We start from the raw sequence: 25376 nt of genomic DNA, 5'->3' as shown, positions 1-25376 counted from the left end.
CTATAAGGTCAAGGCTTTATTACAGGAATTTGTATTTCATATATGTAATCACCTTCATAAGAGGAATATGAAATATCACTTATTGTCATGATAAGTCCATCTCCATTTATCTTCAAATTATTTATATATATATAATCCAATAATTTTTTATAATATTTTTCACCACTATTTATTCCCCCTCTAAAAACAATAGTTGCAAAGTTATCTTGAGTTATAGTTTTTAGCTTTGACTTATTATTGCATACAAAATCCTTATTAAACACAAGTGCAACAGCTTTCCAATAATCATAGTTCTTTTTGTGTAAATTACTTTTATCTATTATACAAGTTATACTCCCCTTAAAAAGTGATAAGTCATCCATAACTAAATTACTTAAGGCCTTTATCCCATACTCAAGCTCAATAGTTCCACCTTTTTTAAAATTAATATAAACCATGTACCTCTCATCTATTTCTTTTAATATAGGAACATTAAGATTTTTACTATTAGTATAAAACTCTAAAGCATTAACTTTATTATCTATGGCAGTACTTCTTTCCTTTAAAATTTTAATTTCTTCTTCTAATCTTTCTTGTTGATTTTTTAAGACATCCTTTATTGAACTTAGATTTCTATTTTTAAAATAATTTTCTATTTCCTCTAAATGCATTCCAAGATTTTTTAAAAACAGTATAGAATCTAGATTCCCACACTGCTCTATATCATAGTATCTATATCCATTGTCTTCATCTACATGTCTTGGTTTGAACAATCCTATTTTATCGTAATACCTTAATGTTTGAGTTGATATATTATGTAATTTTGCCATTTCCCCTATTAAGATTTTATTTTTCATTTAAATTCCCTTTATATCTCTTAATTCAATTTCAGTACCTTCAGGTGCCTTAATTTTAACCAAATAGCTATTTTCTACTTTATATATTTCTTCTCCATTTTTCACTTTAAAATTGTTGTATCCTAAGTTTTTTATCCTATCATATTCCTTTCTTACATCGTCAACTAAAAAACACATATGTACTATACCTTCATTTAACGAACTCCACATTCCTAATTTATCACCTTTTTTGCTTGTTTGAAGTTCGATCATAAATCCATTAAGTTCAAGCCAAGTATTAAAATCTCTTGTATGAAAATTAGGTGTTTCACTTATAAGTTTAAATTCTAAAATATTAGTATAAAAATCTAATGATTCCTTATATTTTTCTGTTTGGATACAAACATGATGGATTGATTTCATAGTCATTTTTTATCTCTCCTCTATTTCTATTTTTTAACGTACAATTATATATTACTAAAAACTAAAAACTTATCAACTTATATATTATACTTAAGCTGATAAGTTTTTAAATTCAATAATAATTTTTAATATCTATAAATGATTTAAAAATAAACATATTCCACTTCTTTATTTTTATCTATTTCATTTTTTAAATTGGTTATAGTAAATACTTTATTGCTTGAATTTAAGTTATCTAAAATACAGCTTATCCCTTGTATATTATCTACTTCCCAATAATCCTCTACTTCCATGTTACCGTATAATGTTAGAATCATTATATCACTCATATATTTTACCTCCTTTTATTTATATTATATGTTTTAAATATTTTATTGACAACTATTTAACAAAGTTTTTTATAAATTCTTTGTTAACAAATAAATATAAAAAAAGAGCTAAATTACTTTAATATAAGTAATTTAACTCTTTAGGCACATGAAAGAAAATAACAAGTCCAAGATGCCATGTATATTTTGTGTCAGATAAGGAAGTGATATTAGTTCATAGCATAAACTATGAGATTATATCGCTGACGAAGTATGACACAAAATAGACCAGAATACTGACTTGTTATTTTTTGAATGTGCCTTATGATAGAGATCTCTAAATATATTAATTAAAATTATCTAGAGACAGCATATTTCTTTACTAATATTCCATTCTTCCAAATAATTTTTCACAAATAAATCTTAGTAAAACTATTTCTAGTATAGTTATTATCATTAAAATTATTGCTGCTAAAACATATTTATTTCCTTTTATAAGCACAAACAAGCTGATTCCTACTGGAACTCCTTTCAAAATAAAAGAAATTAAACTTCCTATAGGACCACCATCATCTTCATCTTTAGGAACTGATAAAATAATGGATATATCTTTAAACGTAACCATTATAGAAAATAAGACTACATCTATCATAACTAATAAAGTATAAAGCTTATTTGATGGTAAAAATATTAATATTGGTATAAAAAATAATATTCTATACAATATTCCCAGGGAAATAGGTTTTATTATTACAGCTAAACTTTTTCTTACGGCACTTCCTGGTAACAAGTATATATACATACTTTTAAGCTCGCTCTTAAATAATTGTGATGCCTTAGATGTATTTTGAAAGAAACATAAGAACAGGGCAATCATCAATACTACACCATCTGGTCCTGTAAAAGTATATATAAATCTAGTTATTAAGCCTCCAAATGCTAGTATAACTATTGCAATTATAATTCTCTTTTTTAACATATTCTTTTTCTTATCTAACAAATTATTTTTCCATGAAAAAGCCCATTCTCCAAACAGATCCTTTGATGATACATTTTCTTTTACATTTTTATATGCCCTATCTGATGCCTTATTCAAATCTTTAGAACTTTCTTTTGCTTCGTTTATTTGTTCAGTTAACCCATCTAATTTCTCTGCTACATCTTCATAATAATTTACACTAAACAATAAAAATAATGTTATAAATATTATAGCTATTGCTAAGATAATCATTAATGAAGAATATGGATTTACATTTTCCTTAACTATAGGAAGAGTTATAATTTTTTCAAAATCATTTATAATTGGCACTTTTCCAATAATATAATTTGTAAATAACTCATTAAAATCAAAGTTTAATAAATACAATTTATATCCAATATATACTATATATATTAACGCAGACCCTAATATAGCTTTTCCTAAACAACTTATAAGTGCTTTTGCATTAAATCTTATCTTTATTGAATACAGAAAATATCCTAAACTTTTATAAATAACTATTAAAATCATTACTCCTACAAAAGAAAATATCATATTGTTTATATTTACAGAACTTTTTTTGAAAAAAGTTATTAAACATATAAACCACATATATGCATATCCTATTATAGTAGACATCATACTTCTTATCATACTATAAAAAAGTATTGTTCTTTCTCCTATTGGTGAAGGAAATAAATACTGGACATCTGTATTTTTAAATCCCCCAACTACATAGTCACCACTTAAAATTCTTATAGTTATGGCCAATATAAGAATTAAAATTAATGTAATTCCACCTCTAACATTTATTAAAGTTTCATATTCTAAAAATGTTCTTATATTTTTATTTGGTATTTTCTTGTCTAATAAAACAGGCAACAATATAAAAAATATTGGAATCAAAAATCCATATACTGTTTTTAAAGCTTTTATTGGATTTGTAAATCCATATTTTATACCATTTTTAAACTTCATTAAGTCCATATAAATTAGAACACCTAAATCTCTAGTCCACATATTTCCACCTACTCTTCTGTAATCTTTAGGAATATATCTTCAAGATTAGAATTATTATCAAAATTATATTTTTTTATTAAATAATCCTTTGATCCCTTATCTAACAATTTTCCTTTTTTCATTATTATAATTTCATCTACTAATTCTTCAATTGATGATAATATATGTGTACTTACAAGTATTGTTTTACCATCATCTCTTAATATTTTAAGCATGTCCTTAAAATCTTTAATACCCTTTGGATCTAATCCTATAAATGGCTCATCTATGAGAAATACTTCTGGATTATGAACAAGTGCCATGCATATGGAAAGTTTCTGTTTCATTCCCTTTGATAACTCTTTTGCTAAAGTATTTCGTTTATCTTCTATTACAAATATCTTCAAAAGCTCTTCTGCTTTTTTTTTCCAATCCTTTACTCTATAAGCCAATGCTATAAATTTTAAATGCTCCCACACTGTCAACAATGGATATAAATCTGGTGATTCTGGTATGTATGCTAACTTTTCTCTTACTTCTCTATTTTTAACATCCTTATCATAAACATATACTTCCCCTGAATCCTTCTTTAACAAAGATAAAATACACTTTATAGTTGTTGTTTTTCCAGCTCCATTAGGTCCAGCTAAAACAACAACTTCTCCTTTGTCTAATGAAAAAGATATGTTATCAACTGCAACTACTTTTTTAAACTTTTTTTCTAAATTCACCACTTTTAAAACCACTTAATTCACTCCATTCCCTTTTTACATCTATAATAAATTTTTTGAATGTGCCTTATAACTCATTAGTTAAATAATATCAAATTTAGTTAACTATTAGTATTAACTTCTCCTTAAATAAAAAGATCTTCTAAGTTACTTTATTAAACTTAGAAGATCTTGTATACCCCTTAAACCATAAAATCCAAAACCTTATCTATATGATAAATTTACTAGCAATTACACCCATTAATTAAAACTCTATGTGTTGATGGTCCATATAAACCATCTGCATTTAATCCATAACTTCTTTGAAACTTCATTACTGCATCTTTAGTGGCTGGTCCATATATTCCATCTTTATCTAAATAACCATAACCAATACGTGATAATCTCATTTGAAGATCTTTTACACCATCACATCTATCCCATAATTGAAAAAACTTTTCTGCATTATAATTTACTATTGAAGCATCATGTGAATCACCTACATAGTGATTTCCTGCAATGGCTTCAGCTTTAATTGATGGTATTGAAAACATAATGGCTCCACTTAAAAGTAATATTGAAATAATTTTTTTCATTTTTTATCCCCCCTACTTTATTTGATCCCCCTATATACATTACCAATATAAACATATTAAGTCAATATTGTGTATATTTTTACAGTATAATTTCCTCCAAATTTTAACCTTCAATTTGCAACTTTTCACTTGCTAAATTCTTTTTAATCAAACTCCACCTTAGGCACATGAAAGAAAATAATAAGTACAAATATACTAGTATACTGACTTGTTATTTTTTTGAATATACCTTAATCTAAAAGTCAATCGATAAATTTCTACAGAAAAAAGATACAGAAAATTAATTCCTGTATCTTTTTAGTTAGTCCCCTACCCCAAAATCTGTATTGTTATATAATACTTCTATTTTAGGATTATCATTTAAATATTTATATTTTTCTATAAACCATTGTATAAGCTCATCATCCTTCTCTAATTTAGAAGTGTTTGGAGTGAATACATTAATAGTTCCGTGTTCAAAATTATTAAGGACTATTTCCATATCCTTATCTATCATTTCTTTTGTCTGACCTTTTATTCCTACCATCATACATGGCGAATCAAAGTATTCTTGTAGCTCTTTCACTGTTCTAAATTTTGCATTCTTATTTAAAAATGTATTTCTAAACTCATAATCAAAAGATTCTACCCCTATTTTAAATGTTATAGGAACTTTAAAATACTCTCTCATTTCTTTTACTTTATTTCTATAAAACCAATGACTTTCTAAGAATAGTTTTTCTATTCCTTTTTCTTCTACTACTTCTTTAATTCTTTCTAAAGTTTTTTTTGGTAATTCAAAACAGCTTCCCGAATTTATAACTTCTAAAACTTTATATTTTCCTGTTACTTTATTTAAAACTTCAAAATTTAATTCATTTATTTCATCTTCTGAAGTTGAATTATCTAATATATAATCACAAAAAGAACATTTCCCCCATATACAAGGGAATCCCTTTAAAAGCAATATTTCCCTTTGATTCTTGTTTTCTATTGTATTATATCTATCCATTATTAACTCCTTTTTAACTTTTGCTTTATACTAAAAGGCATGGAATTTATAACAACAAGTACAAGTGATACTGTTACAAACTTATCAGCATAGTCTGTTAAAAACTGCACAGCAAATACACTTACTACCTTATTTACACCTATATTTGAAAGTATGGCCACTATATAAGATGATCCTGAAGAAGTTATTCCACCAAAAACATATGCACATATTATAGCTCCTACTAGTGATGAGAATATAGAAACCATCAATACTCCAAACACCATTTTAAATCCCTTCATAAAGCCTTTATTAAACATTACTCCACATAAAAGTCCAGTGAATATTTGAACTGGTGCAAAGTAAATAGAATATACATCAAATGTTATTCCACTAACTAAACTTCCAAATATACCTGTTATAATTCCGTAGGAGGGACCCATCAAGAATGATACCATTATAGTTCCTATAGAATCTAAATATATAGGTAATCTTAATGTTAATGCTATAAATGCACCTACTATATTTAATGCCATTCCTAGTGCTATTATACTTAGTTTAAATGGTGATGAGTTTTTATTCATCTATATTACCTCCTTAACTGCTTTTAAGATATTTTTCTTATCTTTAAACAGTTTTTCAAGAAACATTAACATAAATTTTTTCTCATCAACTTCTGTTAGGATGTAAGAGTTATCTTCCTTTCCATAGAATTTTTCTTTATCTACTATAGATTGTCCCATTGCTATTCCATCATGGACAATTTCTGTGTAAGATGAAAATCCACTGCAAATGCTTCTGTCTATAAAGTATGCTACAGCTAAAGGATCATTAATAACACACCCTATTATACCTTCTTGGTTCCAATGAAAATCCACATAAAATCTTGTTATATCAACAATATATTTAGATACATTATCATTAAACCTTTTTATTAATTCAATAATATTCGGAGTTAACACTATTTTTCTAGTAACATCTAACCCAACCATGTGAATCTTTTTATTAAGATTTTTAAACACATAATCTGCTCCATGAGGATCTACCCAATAATTAAACTCCGCTACAGGCGAACAATTTCCATGTATTCTAAATGCTCCTCCCATAGATACAAATTCACTTAAATTATTAAAGGCTTCCTTATCCGTCATAATGGCTTTTGCAATGTTGGTTAATGGTCCTAATGCAATTATAGATATATCCTTATTGTTCTTCAAAGTATCAACTATAAAATCTACAGCACCATCTCTAACATTGCCATCTTTAATTTTTCCAAAAAAACATTCTCCAACTCCATCTTCTCCATGAGTATCTTGAGCTGTTACAAGTTCTCTCTTAAGAGGTTTATTTTCTCCTAAGTAAACTGGCACATGAAGTGCATCTGCTATTTCTAAAGCTTTAAGAGCATTTTCTACTCCTAAATCTACTGGTACATTACCACAAACTATGGTAATTCCTATTACCTCTAGCTCTTCGGATTTTAACGCTAGAAGTAATGCTAGGGAATCATCTATTCCCGGGTCACAATCAATAATTACTTTCTTTTTCTCCATATTCCTTCTCCTTTTCTCATTATTGAGACCTGGATATACATAGTTTTTCAAAAAACTATGCCTAAGGATACAGCTATGTCACCTTACCGTAAACCCTTAGTTTTTTATACTGGGAGTTCTCGAACCAGTCCCACTATATACTTAGTGGATTTTAGGATTTCATGTTAAAGTATATCATATTTTTTTATTATTTTAATATTAAATTTCAATATATATTTTGCTAATTATATATTTATTAGTATATGAATACTGTTAATAATTAATTGGAATACTAAAATAAATATTACTTATAGGAGTGTATTACTTATGATAAAATCTAAAATTAAAAACTCTTTTATTTTTATTTTTTTATTTTTAATTATTTTTTCTTTATCATCACCGGCATTAGCTTCCACTGACAATTCAGATGAAAATATTAAAACCTTTATAAATAATCTTTTTGAAATTAAAAATAATATAGCTTTGAATGGAGATATATTAAATTTTAAAGATAGATATAATTTAAACTGTGGTGATGGTAAATGGGCATTTGAACACGAAGTAAAAAGAGCAAAATATTTAAGAGATTGGGCTTTAGAAAGGGGTATTATTATAAAATCTATAGATTCCTACCCCCTATTTAAATCCATTAATATAAATAAATCATCTGCATCTGTAAGAGTAGATGAAAGTATTAAATTTACCTATTCTTACTTAAATGACTCTGATAATTGTGAAAATAATTTTGGGGTCACCCTTTTTCATACTATAAACTTAAAACCTTTAAATGATTCATTTATTGTGTGCAAAGATTATTATTTAGATTGTTTTGAAGATGGTCTTAAAAATTATTCTGTAGACTATTCTGAAACTAAAATTGCAGATACCAAAACTCAAGTTTATAATTTCGTAACTTTTACTCCTACTATAAATAATCCCTCTTCAAAACTAAATTATAATAGAACCAAAGCTGCTGAGTATGCTGACAATTATTGTGGTGTCACTTGGGCAACTGGTAAAGAAAAAAACAAATACAATACTAAATATAAAAATTTTACTGGTATAGGAGGCAACTGTACAAACTTTGTTTCTCAATGTCTTGGAGACAAAGAAGGCGGTGGTCTTAAACATGATGGAAGTTGGTATTGTGTATATAAAAATTTTAACGGTGCAGAGGTAAGCGCTTCATGGTGTAATGCTGATGCCTTTAAAAACTATATTTTATATAGTGGAAAAGGTAAACTTGTTAAAAAAGGTGACTTCAAAAACATATTACAACCTACTACTGATTCCCCAAACGGAGTTTTATCAAAATTACAGGTTGGAGATGTCATTGCATATGCTCTTGGAAATGATGTGGACCATACCGCTATAATTACGGCCTTTGATTCTCATGGTTATCCATTAATAAATTCACATACTGTAGATAGATATCATGTTCCTTTTGATTTAGGATGGGGAGATTCCCATGTTAAATTTATTTTAATACATATACAGTAATTTTTATACATTACATATTAAATTATCCCTTAAAATTAACTTAGGCACATTCAAAAAAATAATAGACCAGTATGCTTGTCTATTATTTTCTTTCATATGCCTTATAAAATTCTATATAAAATATAAAAGCTATGTAATATAAGGTAATACCTTAATTTCATAGCTTTTAATCTATCTTTATTTTTGAATCTTATAATTATATTATTTTTAAATATACTAATTTATACATCCTTCTTAGGATAATATTGCTTAAAAGCCTCTTCATAATCTGCTGGTTTATTAAACTCTTGCACCTCACTTACATAGGACCCTTTTTTATCTTTTACAATCTCTTTCTTTATTGTTTTATTGTTTTTTTCATCATCTTTATTCATACCATACCCTCCTAATCTTTATATACACAAATATGTCTTTGCATTTTGATAAAACACAATCGTATTTATGCCTTAAATTCTTATTTAATTCTAGTATGGTATGAATCTATTATTAAAATTCTTATTTTCGAAATAAACTTTTAATAATATATCTTACTTATATTATTTCTTTCCCAAAAGGACATAAAGAAAGCTTTGCAAGTTTAAAAAACTGTATTCCAAAAGGAATACCTATAATTGTTATACAAAGAATTAATCCACTAATAAAATTTCCTATTGCTAAAGCAAGTCCACCAAAAATCAACCATAAGATATTTGCTAAAAAACTTACTGTGGAATCATTAGCTGTTACAATCTCTTTTCCAAAAGGGGCAAATTCAAGTGATGCCATTTTAAAGCATTGCCTTCCTATTGGTATTCCTATTATTGTTAAGCACCATAAACATCCTATAAGTATCCATCCAATTGAATGTATAAAACCTCCAAAAACTATCCATATTAAATTTCCTAAACATCCCATATATTTCTCCTTCGTATATAGTCTTTATATTTATATAATTTTATTTTATACAAGAATTAAACATTAACTCTAATATCTTATTAAATTTTAGAACTAAATTTAATAAATTTCAATATAGATTAAATCATCTACTTTATTAATTAGAACTACTCAATCTATATTTATACCTATTAAATCTACTCTACAACGACAGTTACCACATCATGTGTCACTGAATAACTAGGGTGTATATAAAAATATAATCCCTTCATTATATGTATTAATTATATCTATAGTTATAAAAAGTTTTTTACAATTTATTTTTAAAATATACATAAATTTATCTATTTCCCTTGAATACAATATTGATTTTTGTATATTTATGCATTATTATATAGTTATATTGTATAAATATAAAACAATTGAGATAAGGAGAGATTCTCGTGGAAATAAATGCATCAAAAAAATTAAATTTAATTGCACTACTTAAATTTATAATTCCATCAACTATAGGAATATTACTTTTTATGACTCCTATGGTTATACAAGGACAAGTTACTATTCCAGTAGCTACACTTTCAAAATTAGTGTCAATATCACTTGGAAGTGCTTTACCATTAATTATGACACTTTTAATATCAATAACTTTTTTTATATCTTTGATAACAAAGATGTTTAAGCCTAAATTTATAATTAACAGTAAATATTTAAATAATTTATTTAATGTATCGACGGTTTGGTTTGCATCAAGAATTTTAGGATTTATATTTGTTATATGTACTTACTTTAACATAGGACCTGAAGCTATTTGGTCCGAAAATACTGGCGGACTTTTACTTTTTAGTTTACTTCCAGTATTATTTGGAGTATTTTTATTTGCTGGATTATTACTTCCTTTAATACTTGATTTTGGTTTGTTAGAGTTTTTTGGAATACTTCTTAGTAAAGTAATGAGACCTATATTCAAATTACCTGGACGTTCTTCTGTTGATTGCATTACTTCATGGCTTGGAGATGGAACTATAGGTGTTTTATTAACAAGTAAGCAATATGAAGATGGATTTTACTCTAAAAGAGAAGCTGCTGTAATTTCAACTAACTTCTCTGCTGTATCAATAACTTTTGCTTTAGTTGTAATATCTCAGGTTAATTTATCTCATATGTTTGTACCCTTTTATTTAACTGTATCTTTGGCTGGTGTTGTAGCAGCAATTGTCATTCCAAGACTACCACCGTTAAGAAACATAGAAGATTCTTATGTAAAAGAGGTACCTAACAATACTGAGGACATACCTGAAGGATATACAAGATTTTCTTTCGGACTAAACAAAGCAGTAGAAAAAGCAAGTGGAAATAATAGTATATTAAAATTCTTTAAAGATGGCCTAGAAAATGTGTTTGACATGTGGCTTGGAGTAGCACCTGTAGTTATGTGTATGGGAACTCTAGCTCTAATATTAGCTGAATATACTCCTATTTTTGAATGGTTAGGTGTACCTTTTATACCTTTCTTACAACTTTTAAGGGTTCCTGAGGCTGTACTAGCATCAAAAACCATAATGGTAGGCTTTGCGGATATGTTTTTACCATCAGTAATCGCTTCATCAATTGCTAGTGATATGACTAGATTTATAGTTGCAGCTTTATCAGTAACACAACTAATATATATGTCTGAGGTAGGAGGCCTTATACTAGGTTCTAAAATCCCATTAAAGCTTAAGGATTTACTTTTGATTTTCCTTGCAAGAACCATAGTAACACTTCCTATAATTTCACTAATTGCTCACATTTTATTCTAATTAACAATTTAGAATTGATAATTGTGTTTGACTATATAATGAAAAAGAAGAGCTCTGTAGCTTATATTAGACCTACAGAGCTTTTTCTTTTAGTTATAATCTATATTACATTTAATCCTCTTTATATCCATCTAGATAAGAATGATGTTCACCATCCTCTATCCATCCTAATATTGCATCTTTATTTACATTTTCTGCTGCCTTAAATATAGATTTGTCTACATCATTAAAATCTTTCTTTATGTTTTCAATTAATGCTTTTATCTCATAACGTTTGTTTCCTATTTTCTTTGCAGCAACCATGCAGGCACAATTTAATGGCCATATACCACTACCTTGAATGAAGCGTTGTATATTCTTTTCCTCTATGTAATAAAGTGGACGTATAAGTTCTATACCTTCAAAATTTGTTGCTTTAAGCTTTGGAAGCATAGTTTTAAAGTTTCCTGCATAAAGCACATTAAGTAAAGTTGTCTCAATGACATCATTAAAATGATGACCTAAAGCTAACTTGTTACATCCAAGCTCTCTAGCCTTTGCATACAAAGATCCTCTTCTCATTCTAGCACACATATAGCATGGATAATCCTTTGCTATTTTGTTTGCTATTTCAAATATATCCGTATCAAATATGTTTACCGGTATATTTAAATAATTGCAATTATCTATTAAAAGCTCCTTTATATTTTCATGGTATCCTGGATTCATTGCTATAAACTCAAGTTCAAAATTCACTTGACCATGACGTTTAAGTTCTTGAAACAATTTAGCCATTAACAAGCTGTCTTTTCCACCTGATATTGCAACTGCTATTTTATCTCCATCTTCAACAAGCTTATAATCTTTTATTGCCTTTATAAATTTTGACCATACAGTCTTTCTATACTTTTTTATGATACTGCGCTCAATTTCCTCTAAAGGCTTTCTTTCATTAAATGGGACTAAAATGTCACATCCCTGACCTGCTATATCACTCATAAAAGCACCTCTCTTTCCCGAAAATATTATATCATAAAAAAGTGTCTACGCCACCTTTTAAGTGACAAGTTTATAGTTATAAGTAACAAGTTAATGAAAAAGCACTTATGTCTTTACTAATTCATCGAATAATTTATACTATATATTCATAAATATATACATATGTGATAGAATTATCTTACAGGGGGTATATACCTATGTTTTCTAAAATAACTGAAGTTAAACCTACAATGGAAAATAAACTAGAAACACTAAATAAAAGCAGTAAAAAAATTGTTAAATCCAAAGAATATATTGATCCTTTATCTTATTATAACTTTATAGAAGGAATTTTAATAGATGAGTTCAAATTTTTATGTAAAGAATTAAACTTTTTAGCGATTAGAAGAAATCTTACTTTAAAAGATTGTATAAGCATATTAGAGACCTTAGAAAAAGATTTCGATTCTTATTATATTTTGTGTGAAAATATAGATAAATTTTTAATAGTACCTGACGACATATTTAACTTATTTTCATATGAAGATGTGACTGACATAAGAGATATTATATCTCCTCTTTTAAGGGACCTTAAGTCTTTATATAAATATAAAACTACATATGAATTATATAGGCAAAGTAAAGCCCTTACTAATAGCTCTATTTCCAAGTTAAGCTACAGTAAAAGTCTATATAATATTACAATACCTTATGACAATGATTTTAAAATAATTGATGAGTTAGTTATAACTAATAATGGTATATTTGCATTAAAGATATTTAATTTTTCTAGAGATAATAATGTTCATCTTGAAGTTTCTCCTGACGGTAGAGCTTTTAAACATCAAGGGATGAAAAAGAATTTAATTTCAAGATCTCTCAAAGAAGATTTATCTATCCCGTGTAATTATATAGAAAAGTATATTAACTTAAAACAAAAAAAAGTGTGTAATGAACATATAAATGTTCATCCATTAGTACTTGTTGTAAATGATGAGGCTTCTATATTAAATTCTTCAAATATACCTATATTAAAGATTGATTCACTATATTCTAACTTGATAAGTCATGATAAAATTTTAAGTAATGAGCTTGTAGATTACTGTCATGAGAACATAACGGCAAACTTTTTAAGTCATATTGAAGAAATAGATTATAAATTTGATTTAAATAACTTAGATTTAATTAAAACTATATTTGTATATCATAGCTTTTTAGGAAATATTTTAAATACTCTACGTGACATAGAAACTTCTGCCGAGACAACTTTAAAGGATCAAAAAATCAAACGAGAATTTTCAAATGCTCGATATGAGAATCTTAGAAAATTCAAATTATTATATTCAGCATTAATATGTATGTGTATAGTATTTATACTTTATAAAAGTGTAAATACAGCAATATTATATGAAAATGTACGAACCTTTAACGACAATTTAGAAACTGCTATAAAAAATTCAGATGAAACCGCATTAGATAAAGTTCTAGTTAATAATGAAATTCCATCGTCCGAAAAAAAAGCTTTTTTATCACTACTTAAAGATGATGAATCGTTTATTAATAGTATTAACTCAAAGTCATTTTCTGATAATGCAGATGAAAATGTTCAAGTAAATACTAATCTATATTTAACAAGTGATAAAAAAATTGACTTAATTCCTTTAAACATAACATTACCCTCAGATGAGCCAATATATTTTAATGATGAAAAATTCACATCAAAAAATATTGAATTGATACCTGGAATATATTCAGTTTCAAAAGTAAATTCTAAGGGTGAAAAAGTTAAAATTAAAGATGTTAAATTAACTTCTAATACTGAAGTTGACTTAAAGTAATTTAAAACTACAAAGCATTAGGCACATGAAAGAAAATAACAAGTCAAATATACTAGCATACTGACTTGTTATTTTTTTGAATGTGCCTTATTGAAAGATTGAAAGTATGTAAAATAAAAATTTTATTTACACTGCTTTCAATGATGCTTTGTATTTTCATTATAAGCTTATCTAGTTCTCTGCTCCTATATAATATATATGGAGTATTTTTTATCATTTTAAGTAATATATAATACTTTTAGACTTTTATTATATGGAAATTTCACTGGATTACATTATTAAATAAATTATATTTATGAAAATTATTACTTTATTATACTTATATTTTTAAATTTCAATATAACTTTTCTATTTGATTTACATATTCTTAATATAACCCCCTATTTAATGTATAACTTTCATATGATTTTTTTAAACAATATTGACATCTACTTAAAAATATGTTATATAAAAATTATTGATTAGCACTCATCAGTAGTGATTGCTAACAAATATATTACTTATAAAGAATTTACTGATATAATAATTAAATAAGTAATTATTATTTATATTGGAAGGGGAGATTTAATTGGAAACAAAACAATTTAAAGCAGAGTCTAAAAGACTATTAGATCTTATGATTAATTCAATCTATACTCATAGAGAGATTTTTTTAAGAGAACTTATTTCAAATTCAAGTGATGCAATTGACAAAATTTATTACAAAACTTTAACAGATGACTCTTTAGTCTTCGAGAAAGAGGATTACTACATTAAAATAGTTGCTGATAAAGAAAATAGATTATTAAAAATTTCAGATACTGGAATTGGAATGACAAAAGAAGAGTTAGATGATAACCTTGGGGTTATAGCAAAAAGTGGCTCTTTAAACTTTAAAAAAGAAAATGACCTTAAAGATGGATATGATATAATTGGTCAATTTGGTGTTGGCTTCTATTCTTCATTCTTAGTAGCTGATACTGTTACTGTTATAAGTAAAGCTTTAGGTTGTAACGAAGCCTATAAATGGGAATCTAAAGGTGTGGATGGGTATACCATAGAACCATGTGAAAAAGATTCTATTGGTACAGATATAATATTAAAAATTAAAGAAAACACAGAAGATGAAAACTTTGATGAATATTTAGATGAACATAGATTGACATCTATAATTAAGAAATATTCAGATTTTATTAGATACCCAATAAAAATGGATATAACTAAAGAAAAACCTTCAAGTGATGATGAAAATAAATATGAAAAATATACTGAAGAAGATACTGTAAATAGTATGGTTCCTATATGGAGAAAAAATAAACAAGAACTAACTAAAGAAGATTATGAAAACTTCTATGCTGAAAAGCACTATGGATTTGATAAACCAATAAAACATATTCATATTAGTGTTGATGGTGCAGTAAGTTATAATGCAATTTTATTTATTCCTGAAAAAACTCCATATGATTTCTATACAAAAGATTATGAAAAAGGATTAGAACTTTATTCAAATGGTGTTTTAATTATGAATAAGTGTGCTGACCTTTTGCCTGACTATTTTAGCTTTGTAACTGGTATAGTTGACTCTGAAGACTTATCTCTTAACATATCTAGAGAGATACTACAACATGATAGACAACTTAAACTTATTGCTAAAAACATAAAAAACAAAATAAAAAGTGAATTACAAAGTATCTTAAAAAATGATAGAGAAAAATATGAAGTATTCTATGAATCCTTTGGAAGACAATTAAAATATGGAATATATAGTGAGTTTGGAAGCAATAAAGATCTTTTACAGGATTTATTAATGTTCTATTCATCAAAAGAAAAGAAAATGGTTACTTTAGATGAATATATTTCTAGAATGCCTGAAGATCAAAAATATATTTACTATGCTGCTGGTGAATCAAATGACAGAATTGAAAAGCTTCCTCAGACAGAAGTGGTTTCAGATAAAGGATATGAAATATTATACTTTACAGACGATGTTGATGAGTTTGCTATAAGAATGTTAATGTCTTATAAAGAGAAAGAATTTAAATCAGTATCTAGCGGTGATTTAGGTATAGACACTGAAAAAGATGAAAATTCTTCTGACACTGACAATAAAGAAAATAATGAGTTATTCCAACACATGAAAAATGTATTATCAGATAAAGTTAAGGATGTTAGATCATCAAAAAGATTAAAAAATCATCCTGTATGCTTATCAAATGATGGTGAACTTTCAATTGAAATGGAAAAAATACTAAGTGCTATGCCTAATAATGAAACTATAAAGGCAGATAAAATTTTAGAGATAAATATAAATCATGATGTCTTTAAATCACTTAAAGAAGCTTATGATAAAGATAAAAATAAGTTTGACCTATACACTAATTTATTATATAATCAAGCGCTTCTTATAGAAGGCTTAACAATAAATGATCCTGTAGAATTTACAAATAATATCTGCAAAATAATGGTATAACAAAATAAGTATAATGAATCTCAAACAAAAAAATATTTAATGTATATACTATAAATAAACCGTACACTACATTTAGTAGCGTGCGGTTTTCTAATTCTTATGAATAAAATATACCTCTTATAATAGATATTCAACCAAGTGTAAAGTCAAAAAGACTAACTATAAATTTTCTATTCTTATTATATTTTCTATTTTTTCCGCATCTTCTAAAGATTTTATCCTCTCTATTGCTTTATTAATATTTCCCTCTAAAGTACTATGAGTAATAAACACTAAAGTAACTTGTTTTTCTCTTTTACCCTTTTGGATAACTGATAATATACTTACATTATTTTCACCAAACACAGTAGAAATTTCACCTAAAATTCCTGGTTTATCTTTAACAGTTATTCTCACATAGTATTCTGATTGTATACAATCCATATCTTTTATATCATTGCTTTTATCAACCTTTTTAGAATTAAATTCACATGATATATTCTCTTTATTTCTTAAAATAGATACTATATCTCCTACAACAGCACTTCCTGTAGGTAGTTCTCCAGCTCCTCTTCCACATAACATTAAATCTCCTACTGCATTTCCTTTTATGAAGACAGCATTGAAAGAATCATTTACATTGGCAAGAGGATGTGTTTGTGGAATCATTGTAGGATGTACTCTTAGTTCTAATTGTCCATCTCTTTCTTTTACTATAGCTAGTGGTTTTATTACATAGCCAAATTCTTTTGCATACTCTATATCAATAGATCTTATATTGGTAATTCCTTCTCTGTGAATTGAATCTATATTAACCATAGTATCAAAAGCTAGAGAAGATAAAATACTTAATTTATACATAGCATCAAAGGATTCTATATCTGATGTTGGATCTGCCTCTGCATACCCTTTTTCTTGGGCTTCTTTTAATGCCTGATGAAAATCTAATCCCTCAAGAGTCATTTTTGTTAGTATATAATTAGTAGTTCCATTTATTATTCCTATAACTTCTTCAATTTTATTTGCTGTAAGACTTTCTTTTAAACCATGTATAATAGGTATTCCTCCCCCTACACTGGCTTCATAATAAAACATTACTTTTTCTTCTTTAGCTGTTTTTAAAAGAATCTTTCCATTTGTTCCAATAGCCATTTTATTAGCTGTAACTATATGTTTTTTTCTTTTCATAGCTCTTACCATATAATCCACTGATGGTTCTACTCCACCTATAGCCTCTACCACAATTTCTATAGTATCATCCATTAATATTTCTTCAAAATTAGTAGTTAAAAGTTCTCTTGGAACATCTATATTTCTATTCTTATTTAAATCATTTACCAATATTTTGCTTATTTCAATATCATAACCTGATCTCTTTTGAAGTTCATCTTTATTCATATTTAATATTTTCCAAACACCTTTTCCTACATTGCCCAATCCTAATAATCCTACTTTTACCTTTTTCATTTTCATCCCTCTTTTATATTAATTTCCAAATACTTCATATATGGATTTGATTGCTTTTTCAAACTGATTATTTTCCACCCCAATAATTATTGTTATTTCGCTTGATCCTTGGCTAACCATTCTTACATTAACTTCTGATAAGGCTAATGCTTTAAATACTTTAGAAGATATTCCTATAGTCCTATTCATTCCTCTACCAACTACTGCTATTAATGCCATATGTGGATGTACCTCTATAGCCTCTGGATTACACTCTCTATCTATTTCTTTTATTATAGCTTCTAATTTGCCATCTAATTCTGCCTCTGAAATTACCAATGATACTGTATCTACTCCAGATGGCATATGCTCAAATGAAATATTATGGTCTTCAAGTATAGATAAAATCTTCCGACAATATCCTTGTTCCCCATTCATCATACTTTTTTCTACAGTTATAACTATAAAATCCTTTTTACCAGCTATACCTGTAATAGTACCAACATAACTTGCTGGTCCAATATCATTTATTATTAAGGTTCCATGATCTTCTGGTCTGTTAGTATTTTTTATATTTATTGGAATTCCTGCTTTTCGTACAGGAAATATAGCTTCTTCATGAAGTACAGTAGCTCCCATATAAGAAAGTTCCCTTAATTCTCTATATGTTACTTTTTTTATACTTTGGGGATTATCTACAACTCTAGGATCAGCCATCAAAAACCCTGATACATCAGTCCAATTTTCATATAAATTAGAATTAACATAACTAGCTATTATAGAACCTGTTATATCTGAACCACCTCTTGAAAAAGTTTTTATTTCTCCATTTCTCATAGAACCATAAAATCCTGGTATAACTGCTTTATTTATATTAGATAATCTATTATTTACATTAAATTTAGTTTTTTCTTCATCTAATGTTCCATTTTCTTTAAAAAATATTATTTCAGAAGCATCTATAAATTCAACATCTAAAAAATTTGCTAATATTAATCCATTTAAATATTCTCCACGGCTTGCAGTATAATCTGCCGAAGCTCCATTTTTAATTTTTTCCTCTATAAGATTCAACTCTTTTTCTATATCAAGATTTATATGTAACTCTTTTACCAAATTTACAAATCTATTTTTTATAATATAAAATACTTTATCGAAACATATGTTTTTCTCAGCATGTTCATGACATAAATACAATAAATCTGTTACTTTCTCATCTTCTTTGTATCTTTTCCCAGGTGCTGATGGCACTACATATCTTCTTTTTTCATCACTTAATACTATTGCCTTAACTTTTTCAAACTGTTTGCTATCTGAAAGTGAACTTCCTCCAAACTTAGCAACTACTATATTTTCTATAATAATCCTCCGTTCCATGCAAAGTAACCTTTATTCTGCATTGCGTTTTTTTAATGTAGCTCCAACATTATCTAATCTCAGTTTTTTTATACTCCACTTATTATTTAAATTACTTAACATTTCTGATATCTTTTCAAAAAATTCTAAGTTTGTTTCTTCTACCAAAGCCATAACTGTTGGCCCAGCACCACTTAAAAATATCCCTAAACAATTTAAATCATTACAAATTTTAATTATGTCATCAAAGTTATCTATAAGCTCTCCTCTATAAATTTGATGAATTCTATCTTCACAGGCAACTTTTAAAAGACCTAAATTAGAATTTGATAATGCAGATACTAGCATAGATACTCTACTAATATTAAATACTGCATCTTTATAAGAAATCTCCTTAGGTAAAACTGCTCTTGCCTTTTCTGTAGATAAAGTAAATTCAGGTATCAATGCACAGAAACAAATATTTTCAGGTGCAAATATTTGATTATATAAAACTTCATCATTATCACATATAGACACAGTCATTCCCCCAAATAATGCAGGAGTTATATTATCCGGATGACCTTCTATTTTAGTTGCTAAATTTAATATTTCTTTTTTATCTAACTTATTTCCACTAATTTCATTGGCAGCTAATACTCCAGCTACTATACAAGAAGCACTGCTCCCTAAACCCCTAGATAGTGGAATTTCAGATTTTATTTTTATATGTATTCCTTTCGGATTATATCCTGTTATTTTAAAACATTCCTCCATGGCTCTATATATTAAGTTATCTTTTCCCCTATATTTTTCATCACATCCTTCAATTACTAATCCTTCCTCTATTTCTTCTATATAAAATTTATTATATAAATCTAAGGCTACACCCAAGGCATCAAAGCCTGGACCAAAATTAGCACTAGTTGCTGGCACCTTAATTTCTAACATACTTCCCACCTACAATTCCAAAATTTCTTTTATTACAAGCTTCATTTCTTCTTTATCACATACACCTTTGTGTAATATTTCTTTTGAATATATATCCTTTAAATTTTTAGGTATTTGTAGATTTGTATGTGAAGCTAACTTTCCTAAAAGCTTACAATCATCTAATTCATACTCATCTATATTTAATGCTTTGCATACAGCTCTCGTAAACTTAAAGGGACTTGCTGTAGATACTATTACAGTTTTAGTTAAATCCTTAGTTTTATCTTTATAATCTTTATAAACTTTATAGGCTACTGCAGTATGAGTATCTATAACATATCCTGACTCATCATATAATTTTTTTATTGTATTTGAACACTCTTGATCTGATGCAAATCCCCCATAAAAATCTTTTAGCTTCTCTTTCACATTTGATTCTAATTCATACTTTCCATATAGCTTAAGCTTGTCCATAATATCCTTAACTCTACCCTCATCATGATCACTTACTTCATATAATAACCTTTCTAAATTACTAGAAACTAGTATATCCATGGATGGAGAATTAGTAATCTTAAAATCTCTGTTTTTATCATATACTCCAGTATTAAAAAAATCGCTTAACACATTATTTTCATTTGATGCACATATAAGCTTATTTATTGGCACTCCCATGTTTTTAGAATAATGTGCTGCTAATATATTTCCAAAATTCCCTGTAGGAACAACTATATTTATCTTTTCACCAATATTTATCTCTTTATTTTTTATCATTTGTCCATATGCATATATATAATATATTATTTGAGGAATTAATCTTCCTATATTTATTGAATTAGCGGATGTTAACATATAACCTTTTTCCTCTAATGATTCATTAAATTCTTTATGGTTAAATATATTCTTTACTCCTGTTTGTGCCTCATCAAAATTTCCATTAATTCCAATAACAAAAGTATTTTCTCCCTTTTGAGTTATCATCTGTCTCTTTTGAATATCACTTACACCATTTTCCGGAAAAAACACAATTATTTTTATTCCTTCTACATCTCTAAATCCTTCTAATGCCGCTTTTCCAGTGTCCCCAGACGTAGCAGTAAGGATAACCATTTCTTTTTCCATTTTTAGTTTTTTACATGAAGCCTTCAATAAATGTGGCAATATAGATAATGCCATATCTTTAAATGCTAAAGTAGGTCCATGATAAAGTTCTAAAAAGTAAGCTTCCCCTTTTTTGTTTAATGGAACTATAGTTTTTTCATTAAATTTACTATCATATGCCTTACTTACACAAGTTTCTATATCATCTTCACTAAAATCTGTTAGAAATTTTTTCAATATATATATGGCTAAACTCTTATAGTCTAAATTACTTAACTCTTCAAAAGTTAGATCTATTTTGGGAAATTTAGCTGGTATATATAATCCTCCATCATGGCAAATTCCTTTTATTATAGCCTCTGATGATTGTACTAATTCTTTTCCTCTTGTACTCTTATACAAAATTTTCATTTGTTATCGCCCCCATTAATGTTGATTTTAAACAAATTTATATTTACATGTAAAACTCCTAGATTAACTCATCTGATATTTATATTAAACATAATATGAATGGAGATTCGTTGTATATTATGCTACAGTGTTTTCCACACAAAGTCAAGTGTCTTTCTGCAGAATACAAAAAACTTTTTTCCTGATAATTAATTAATGAGTAGTAAAAGCCCTTATATGAAAACTTTTACTACTCATTAATATTTATTGTTTAAAATCTATAGGTTTCTCAAAATTAAAAGCCATTTAACCCTAGGTTTTATCAGCCTTCCAGTGTTAAATTTCTCTATAATTTCCTATACAACAAAAAAACTCCCGAGCACCTAATACTTGGGAGTTTTTTTGTTATTTTATTTTAAATGGGTTTAGCCATCTTTATCAGTCTTTCTCCTAAAATACTTCTATCAAAAACTTTTCTATATTTAAGTTTTTCATAGAAAGTACTTACATACTCATTTTTAGCAATAAGAGAAACCCCTTTAAATTCTTGATTTTTAGCAGTTTCTTCTGCATATTTCATAAGAAGCTTACCTACACCTAATCCTCTTGCTTCCTTTGATGTTGCAACGTTAGCTATATATAAATTTCCTCTTCTACACTCTCTAAAAATTGTATACTTAAAGTTATTTAAAATGTACAAGAATTTGTCATAAATACTTTCATAATAATGAATTACTTTCATATAAGTTTTCATACTAAGTGAATCAAGCTCATCATATGGTATTAATATGATTGCACCTAATATAACCTCATCTTTTTCAGCAACTGAAATATAATCTAAGTTATATCTAGATCCTTTGGTTGTAAATAGCTCTTTTAATACTTCTAGGCACTCTTCTTTACTTTCTCCCCCTCAAACGCTCTCTGGGTGAACCTCAGTACTATAGATAAGATTAGATAAACTATCTTTATCTTGTACTTGTGCCTTTCTAATTATTACATCTTTTTGTTTCATAAAATTCCCTCCAAATTTGATGATTAATATCATCCTTTCTTATATTATATTACAAAACACAAAAGATTCTAATGCTTCAAAAGCTGAGAAAAGTGTATTAAAAGTACTTAAAGCATAAAAAACTATATTTGAATAATATCATTTTCGTACCTATTTTAGAGCATGAGAATATAATCTTCTTAGGCATATAAAAATAAACTAGTCAGTATGCTAGTTTATTTTCATATGCCTTATTCCATATCTTCAATTTAAATGTGCCTTATATTACGAATATAGTACGTATCATAAGCATCATCTAAGACATACCCGAGTTTTTGTGCTAAATTAACAGATTGAAGATTAGCTGCATCCCAACTTGGATAAATTCCTCTATCAAGACAATCTAAAATCAATGCGGATGCCGCTATAGTTGCTAAACCTTTTCTTCTATGGTTAGGATGTGTATCAATTTCAATCTCAATTCCATCATCATAAATACTATATGACGATGCTCCACAAACAACTTGTCCATCATACAAGATACAATAGCCTGTTCCTCTATTTATATAATCATCTATAGATTCAAACTGACTTGTAAAATCTTCTGAAAGCTCTTGAAAAGATGGGTCATAAGCCAAAGTTTTATCTGCTTTTTTAAGTTCATATCCTTCTGGTAATGCCTTTAAAAAAGATTGTATATGCTCACAATGAAGATATTTAGCATTCTTCTTAAATGCATAGCGTTTAAATTTTTCTATAGAGCCTTTATGAATAGTTTCTATACGATTCTTCCATTCATCAGTATTCACAATTACTAGACTATCTTCTGGGAGATTATATAATAACTCTTCTGCCCCCTTTGTGTTAGGATTTCCAGCATAAAATAGAAAATCTCCTACCACAACTTGTACAGCTGTAGGATTCTCAAGGTCATCAACCCAAGCATGTCCCATATGCCCTTGAAGATATGAAAGAATCATAGTATTATCCATATTTTCAAACATAGAAAATAACTTTTTTCTTAAATTTTCATCTACCTTATAAATCGTTATAATCACCTCATTATATATTTACTTGTTAAACTTATTTTATTTTTATTATACAACTTTATAAAGTATATTTTTGTAGTATTTTGTAGTAAAATTATGTTTCTATTTTTATAACTAACCCTTTACTACTATTAGCATCATTTTAAATCTTTCAGTTGCTTCTAACCCATGAGGAATATTAGCAGGCATAGCTATAAAATTTCCTTCTGTAACAATTACAGGCTCGTTATCTCCAATTGTTATAGTAACTTCACCTTCTGATACATAAACTAATGCATCTCCTGGTGCTGAATGTGAACTTATTTCCTCTCCCTTATCAAATGAAAATAAAGTTACACCTACATTCTGTGTTTGAACTATTGTCTTACTAACTACTTGTCCCTCAGCATACTTCACATCTTCTTTAAGTGCTAATACCTTTGCAAATTCTATATTTTTAAAAAACTTTCCATTCATAATCTTTTCCTCCTAAATTTTTATTCATTCTTAAAATTTATTTTTATTTAACTTATAATCTTATTATAACTTTATTGATTTTAATAAAATGTGATTTAAATCAAAATACCCAGTATAATTTATTTTTACATATATTATGTTAGATTGTTACGACTTAACTATAAAAAGCATTCCAAAAATAAAGCTCATCATTACCCAACAATGTAATAATAAGCTTTTTGTTTTAAATATAATCTTTTAAGCCTTCTTCATCTAAAATTATAAGATTCTTTGTTCCTATTATTTTTATTAATTTCTCATATTCAAACTTTTTCAATTTCCTACTTATAGTTTCCCTTGTTACTCCAATAAAACTCGCCATATCTTCTCTTGATAGAGGTAATTTTATAGATATATTTTTTTCTATAAGTTCCCCATATTTTTCCATTAAATCTATTAATAAATAAGCCAATCTTGAATCAACATCATTAGTTGCAAGATTCTGCACAAGATTTTCTACTTTTGCTACTCTTTCGCCCATAGTTTCTAATACTTTTATTCCAATCTCTGGCTTTCTCATAATTATATCTTTCATTTCATCTTTAGTAAGAGTACATATCTTAGAATTTACTATTGCTTTTGAGTTAAATCCGTATTTGGAAGGTTTTATTAGATCTAATTCTCCAAAAAATTCTCCTTCTGTGAGAACATGTAATATTTGTTCCTTACCATCTTTAGTATACTTATATAATTTTATATTTCCTTCATTTACAAAATAAAGTGTATTTGCTACATTTCCTTCTGTAAAAATAACATCGCCTTTACTATATTCCTTATGATTAATAGTTTTTACAACCTCTAGTAATTCTTCATTATTTAAATTTTCAAATATTGGAACCTTACTGGCACAAAGTTGTCCTCTACAGTTATTACAGCAATTTCCACAATTATTATTCATAACATAAT

Annotated in this window: 24 protein-coding genes and 1 riboswitch; of the genes, 4 read left to right on the top strand and 20 right to left on the bottom strand. The window is 27.2% G+C overall.

Going from position 1 to position 25376, the window contains the following annotated elements; translation table 11 throughout:
- Positions 1 to 8 precede the first annotated feature (8 nt).
- From BM119_RS10765 to BM119_RS10725, 9 genes are all read right to left on the bottom strand, one after another.
- Entirely contained in the window at positions 9 to 836 is an 828-nt protein-coding gene (locus BM119_RS10765) for a MerR family transcriptional regulator (protein ID WP_090041359.1), read from the bottom strand.
- Positions 837 to 1244 (bottom strand): VOC family protein, encoded by a 408-nt coding sequence (locus BM119_RS10760; RefSeq protein WP_090041357.1) that lies wholly within the window; start codon positions 1242 to 1244, stop codon positions 837 to 839. It lies immediately after the preceding gene.
- A 137-nt stretch (positions 1245 to 1381) separates the two neighbouring features.
- Positions 1382 to 1567 (bottom strand): hypothetical protein, encoded by a 186-nt coding sequence (locus BM119_RS10755; RefSeq protein ID WP_090041356.1) that lies wholly within the window; start codon positions 1565 to 1567, stop codon positions 1382 to 1384.
- A gap of 361 nt (positions 1568 to 1928) precedes the next feature.
- Entirely contained in the window at positions 1929 to 3545 is a 1617-nt protein-coding gene (locus BM119_RS10750) for a putative ABC exporter domain-containing protein (protein WP_090041355.1), read from the bottom strand.
- An 8-nt stretch (positions 3546 to 3553) separates the two neighbouring features.
- On the bottom strand, positions 3554 to 4270 hold the full coding sequence (locus BM119_RS10745; RefSeq protein ID WP_090041354.1) for an ABC transporter ATP-binding protein: 717 nt from the start codon (positions 4268 to 4270) through the stop codon (positions 3554 to 3556).
- 209 nt (positions 4271 to 4479) lie between these two features.
- Complete coding sequence (locus BM119_RS10740; protein ID WP_090041352.1) at positions 4480 to 4830, bottom strand: peptidoglycan-binding domain-containing protein; 351 nt, start codon at positions 4828 to 4830, stop codon at positions 4480 to 4482.
- A gap of 301 nt (positions 4831 to 5131) precedes the next feature.
- A complete protein-coding gene (locus BM119_RS10735; RefSeq protein WP_090041351.1) occupies positions 5132 to 5821 on the bottom strand; it encodes a radical SAM protein in 690 nt (229 codons plus the stop codon).
- A gap of 2 nt (positions 5822 to 5823) precedes the next feature.
- A complete protein-coding gene (locus tag BM119_RS10730; RefSeq protein ID WP_090041349.1) occupies positions 5824 to 6384 on the bottom strand; it encodes an ECF transporter S component in 561 nt (186 codons plus the stop codon).
- A complete protein-coding gene (locus tag BM119_RS10725) occupies positions 6385 to 7353 on the bottom strand; it encodes a nucleoside hydrolase (RefSeq protein WP_090041348.1) in 969 nt (322 codons plus the stop codon).
- Positions 7354 to 7443: 90 nt separating this feature from the next.
- A riboswitch (PreQ1 riboswitch) is annotated at positions 7444 to 7487 on the bottom strand.
- 172 nt (positions 7488 to 7659) lie between these two features.
- On the opposite strand from BM119_RS10725, the gene BM119_RS10720 reads away from it, so the two are divergent.
- Positions 7660 to 8832, top strand: a complete 1173-nt coding sequence (locus tag BM119_RS10720) for an amidase domain-containing protein (RefSeq protein ID WP_090041347.1) — start codon at positions 7660 to 7662, stop codon at positions 8830 to 8832.
- 221 nt (positions 8833 to 9053) lie between these two features.
- Here BM119_RS10720 and BM119_RS19865 read toward each other — a convergent pair whose 3' ends face one another.
- On the bottom strand, positions 9054 to 9206 hold the full coding sequence (locus BM119_RS19865) for a hypothetical protein (RefSeq protein ID WP_177199391.1): 153 nt from the start codon (positions 9204 to 9206) through the stop codon (positions 9054 to 9056).
- Positions 9207 to 9363: 157 nt separating this feature from the next.
- Positions 9364 to 9726, bottom strand: a complete 363-nt coding sequence (locus BM119_RS10715; protein WP_090041345.1) for a YccF domain-containing protein — start codon at positions 9724 to 9726, stop codon at positions 9364 to 9366.
- Positions 9727 to 10154: 428 nt separating this feature from the next.
- Here BM119_RS10715 and BM119_RS10710 point away from each other — a divergent pair, with 428 nt between their 5' ends.
- On the top strand, positions 10155 to 11504 hold the full coding sequence (locus tag BM119_RS10710) for a YjiH family protein (protein ID WP_278336791.1): 1350 nt from the start codon (positions 10155 to 10157) through the stop codon (positions 11502 to 11504).
- A gap of 111 nt (positions 11505 to 11615) precedes the next feature.
- On the opposite strand, the gene BM119_RS10705 is transcribed toward BM119_RS10710, so the two are convergent.
- Positions 11616 to 12482 carry a tRNA 2-thiocytidine biosynthesis TtcA family protein gene (locus BM119_RS10705; protein WP_090041344.1) on the bottom strand — a complete coding sequence of 289 codons (867 nt, stop codon included), beginning with the start codon at positions 12480 to 12482 and terminating at the stop codon, positions 11616 to 11618.
- 197 nt (positions 12483 to 12679) lie between these two features.
- On the opposite strand from BM119_RS10705, the gene BM119_RS10700 reads away from it, so the two are divergent.
- Together BM119_RS10700 and htpG are read left to right on the top strand one after the other, a co-directional pair.
- Positions 12680 to 14299: a zinc ribbon domain-containing protein gene (locus tag BM119_RS10700; RefSeq protein WP_090041342.1), complete on the top strand. Its 1620-nt coding sequence runs from the start codon at positions 12680 to 12682 to the stop codon at positions 14297 to 14299.
- 568 nt (positions 14300 to 14867) lie between these two features.
- Positions 14868 to 16748: a molecular chaperone HtpG gene (gene htpG, locus BM119_RS10695; RefSeq protein WP_090041340.1), complete on the top strand. Its 1881-nt coding sequence runs from the start codon at positions 14868 to 14870 to the stop codon at positions 16746 to 16748.
- Positions 16749 to 16907: 159 nt separating this feature from the next.
- Here the strand turns inward: htpG and BM119_RS10690 are convergent, their stop codons facing one another.
- The 8 genes from BM119_RS10690 to BM119_RS10655 form a co-directional block, all read right to left on the bottom strand.
- Complete coding sequence (locus tag BM119_RS10690) at positions 16908 to 18194, bottom strand: homoserine dehydrogenase (protein ID WP_090041339.1); 1287 nt, start codon at positions 18192 to 18194, stop codon at positions 16908 to 16910.
- An 18-nt stretch (positions 18195 to 18212) separates the two neighbouring features.
- Positions 18213 to 19550 (bottom strand): aspartate kinase, encoded by a 1338-nt coding sequence (locus BM119_RS10685; protein ID WP_423231006.1) that lies wholly within the window; start codon positions 19548 to 19550, stop codon positions 18213 to 18215.
- A gap of 12 nt (positions 19551 to 19562) precedes the next feature.
- Entirely contained in the window at positions 19563 to 20459 is an 897-nt protein-coding gene (thrB, locus tag BM119_RS10680; protein WP_090041337.1) for a homoserine kinase, read from the bottom strand.
- Positions 20460 to 20468: 9 nt separating this feature from the next.
- Positions 20469 to 21947 (bottom strand): threonine synthase, encoded by a 1479-nt coding sequence (thrC, locus tag BM119_RS10675; RefSeq protein ID WP_090041377.1) that lies wholly within the window; start codon positions 21945 to 21947, stop codon positions 20469 to 20471.
- Positions 21948 to 22347: 400 nt separating this feature from the next.
- Positions 22348 to 22764, bottom strand: coding sequence for a GNAT family N-acetyltransferase (locus BM119_RS10670; RefSeq protein WP_090041335.1), 417 nt, complete (start codon positions 22762 to 22764; stop codon positions 22348 to 22350).
- A 431-nt stretch (positions 22765 to 23195) separates the two neighbouring features.
- Complete coding sequence (locus tag BM119_RS10665; protein WP_090041333.1) at positions 23196 to 23930, bottom strand: GNAT family N-acetyltransferase; 735 nt, start codon at positions 23928 to 23930, stop codon at positions 23196 to 23198.
- A 159-nt stretch (positions 23931 to 24089) separates the two neighbouring features.
- Complete coding sequence (locus BM119_RS10660; RefSeq protein ID WP_090041331.1) at positions 24090 to 24431, bottom strand: cupin domain-containing protein; 342 nt, start codon at positions 24429 to 24431, stop codon at positions 24090 to 24092.
- Positions 24432 to 24654: 223 nt separating this feature from the next.
- Complete coding sequence (locus BM119_RS10655; protein WP_090041329.1) at positions 24655 to 25368, bottom strand: Crp/Fnr family transcriptional regulator; 714 nt, start codon at positions 25366 to 25368, stop codon at positions 24655 to 24657.
- Positions 25369 to 25376: the final 8 nt, after the last annotated feature.

Origin of the sequence: Clostridium frigidicarnis (assembly GCF_900111985.1) — a bacterium.
Taxonomy (GTDB): Bacteria; Bacillota; Clostridia; order Clostridiales; family Clostridiaceae; genus Clostridium_Z; species Clostridium_Z frigidicarnis.
This window is presented reverse-complemented; position numbering and strand designations above follow the sequence as displayed.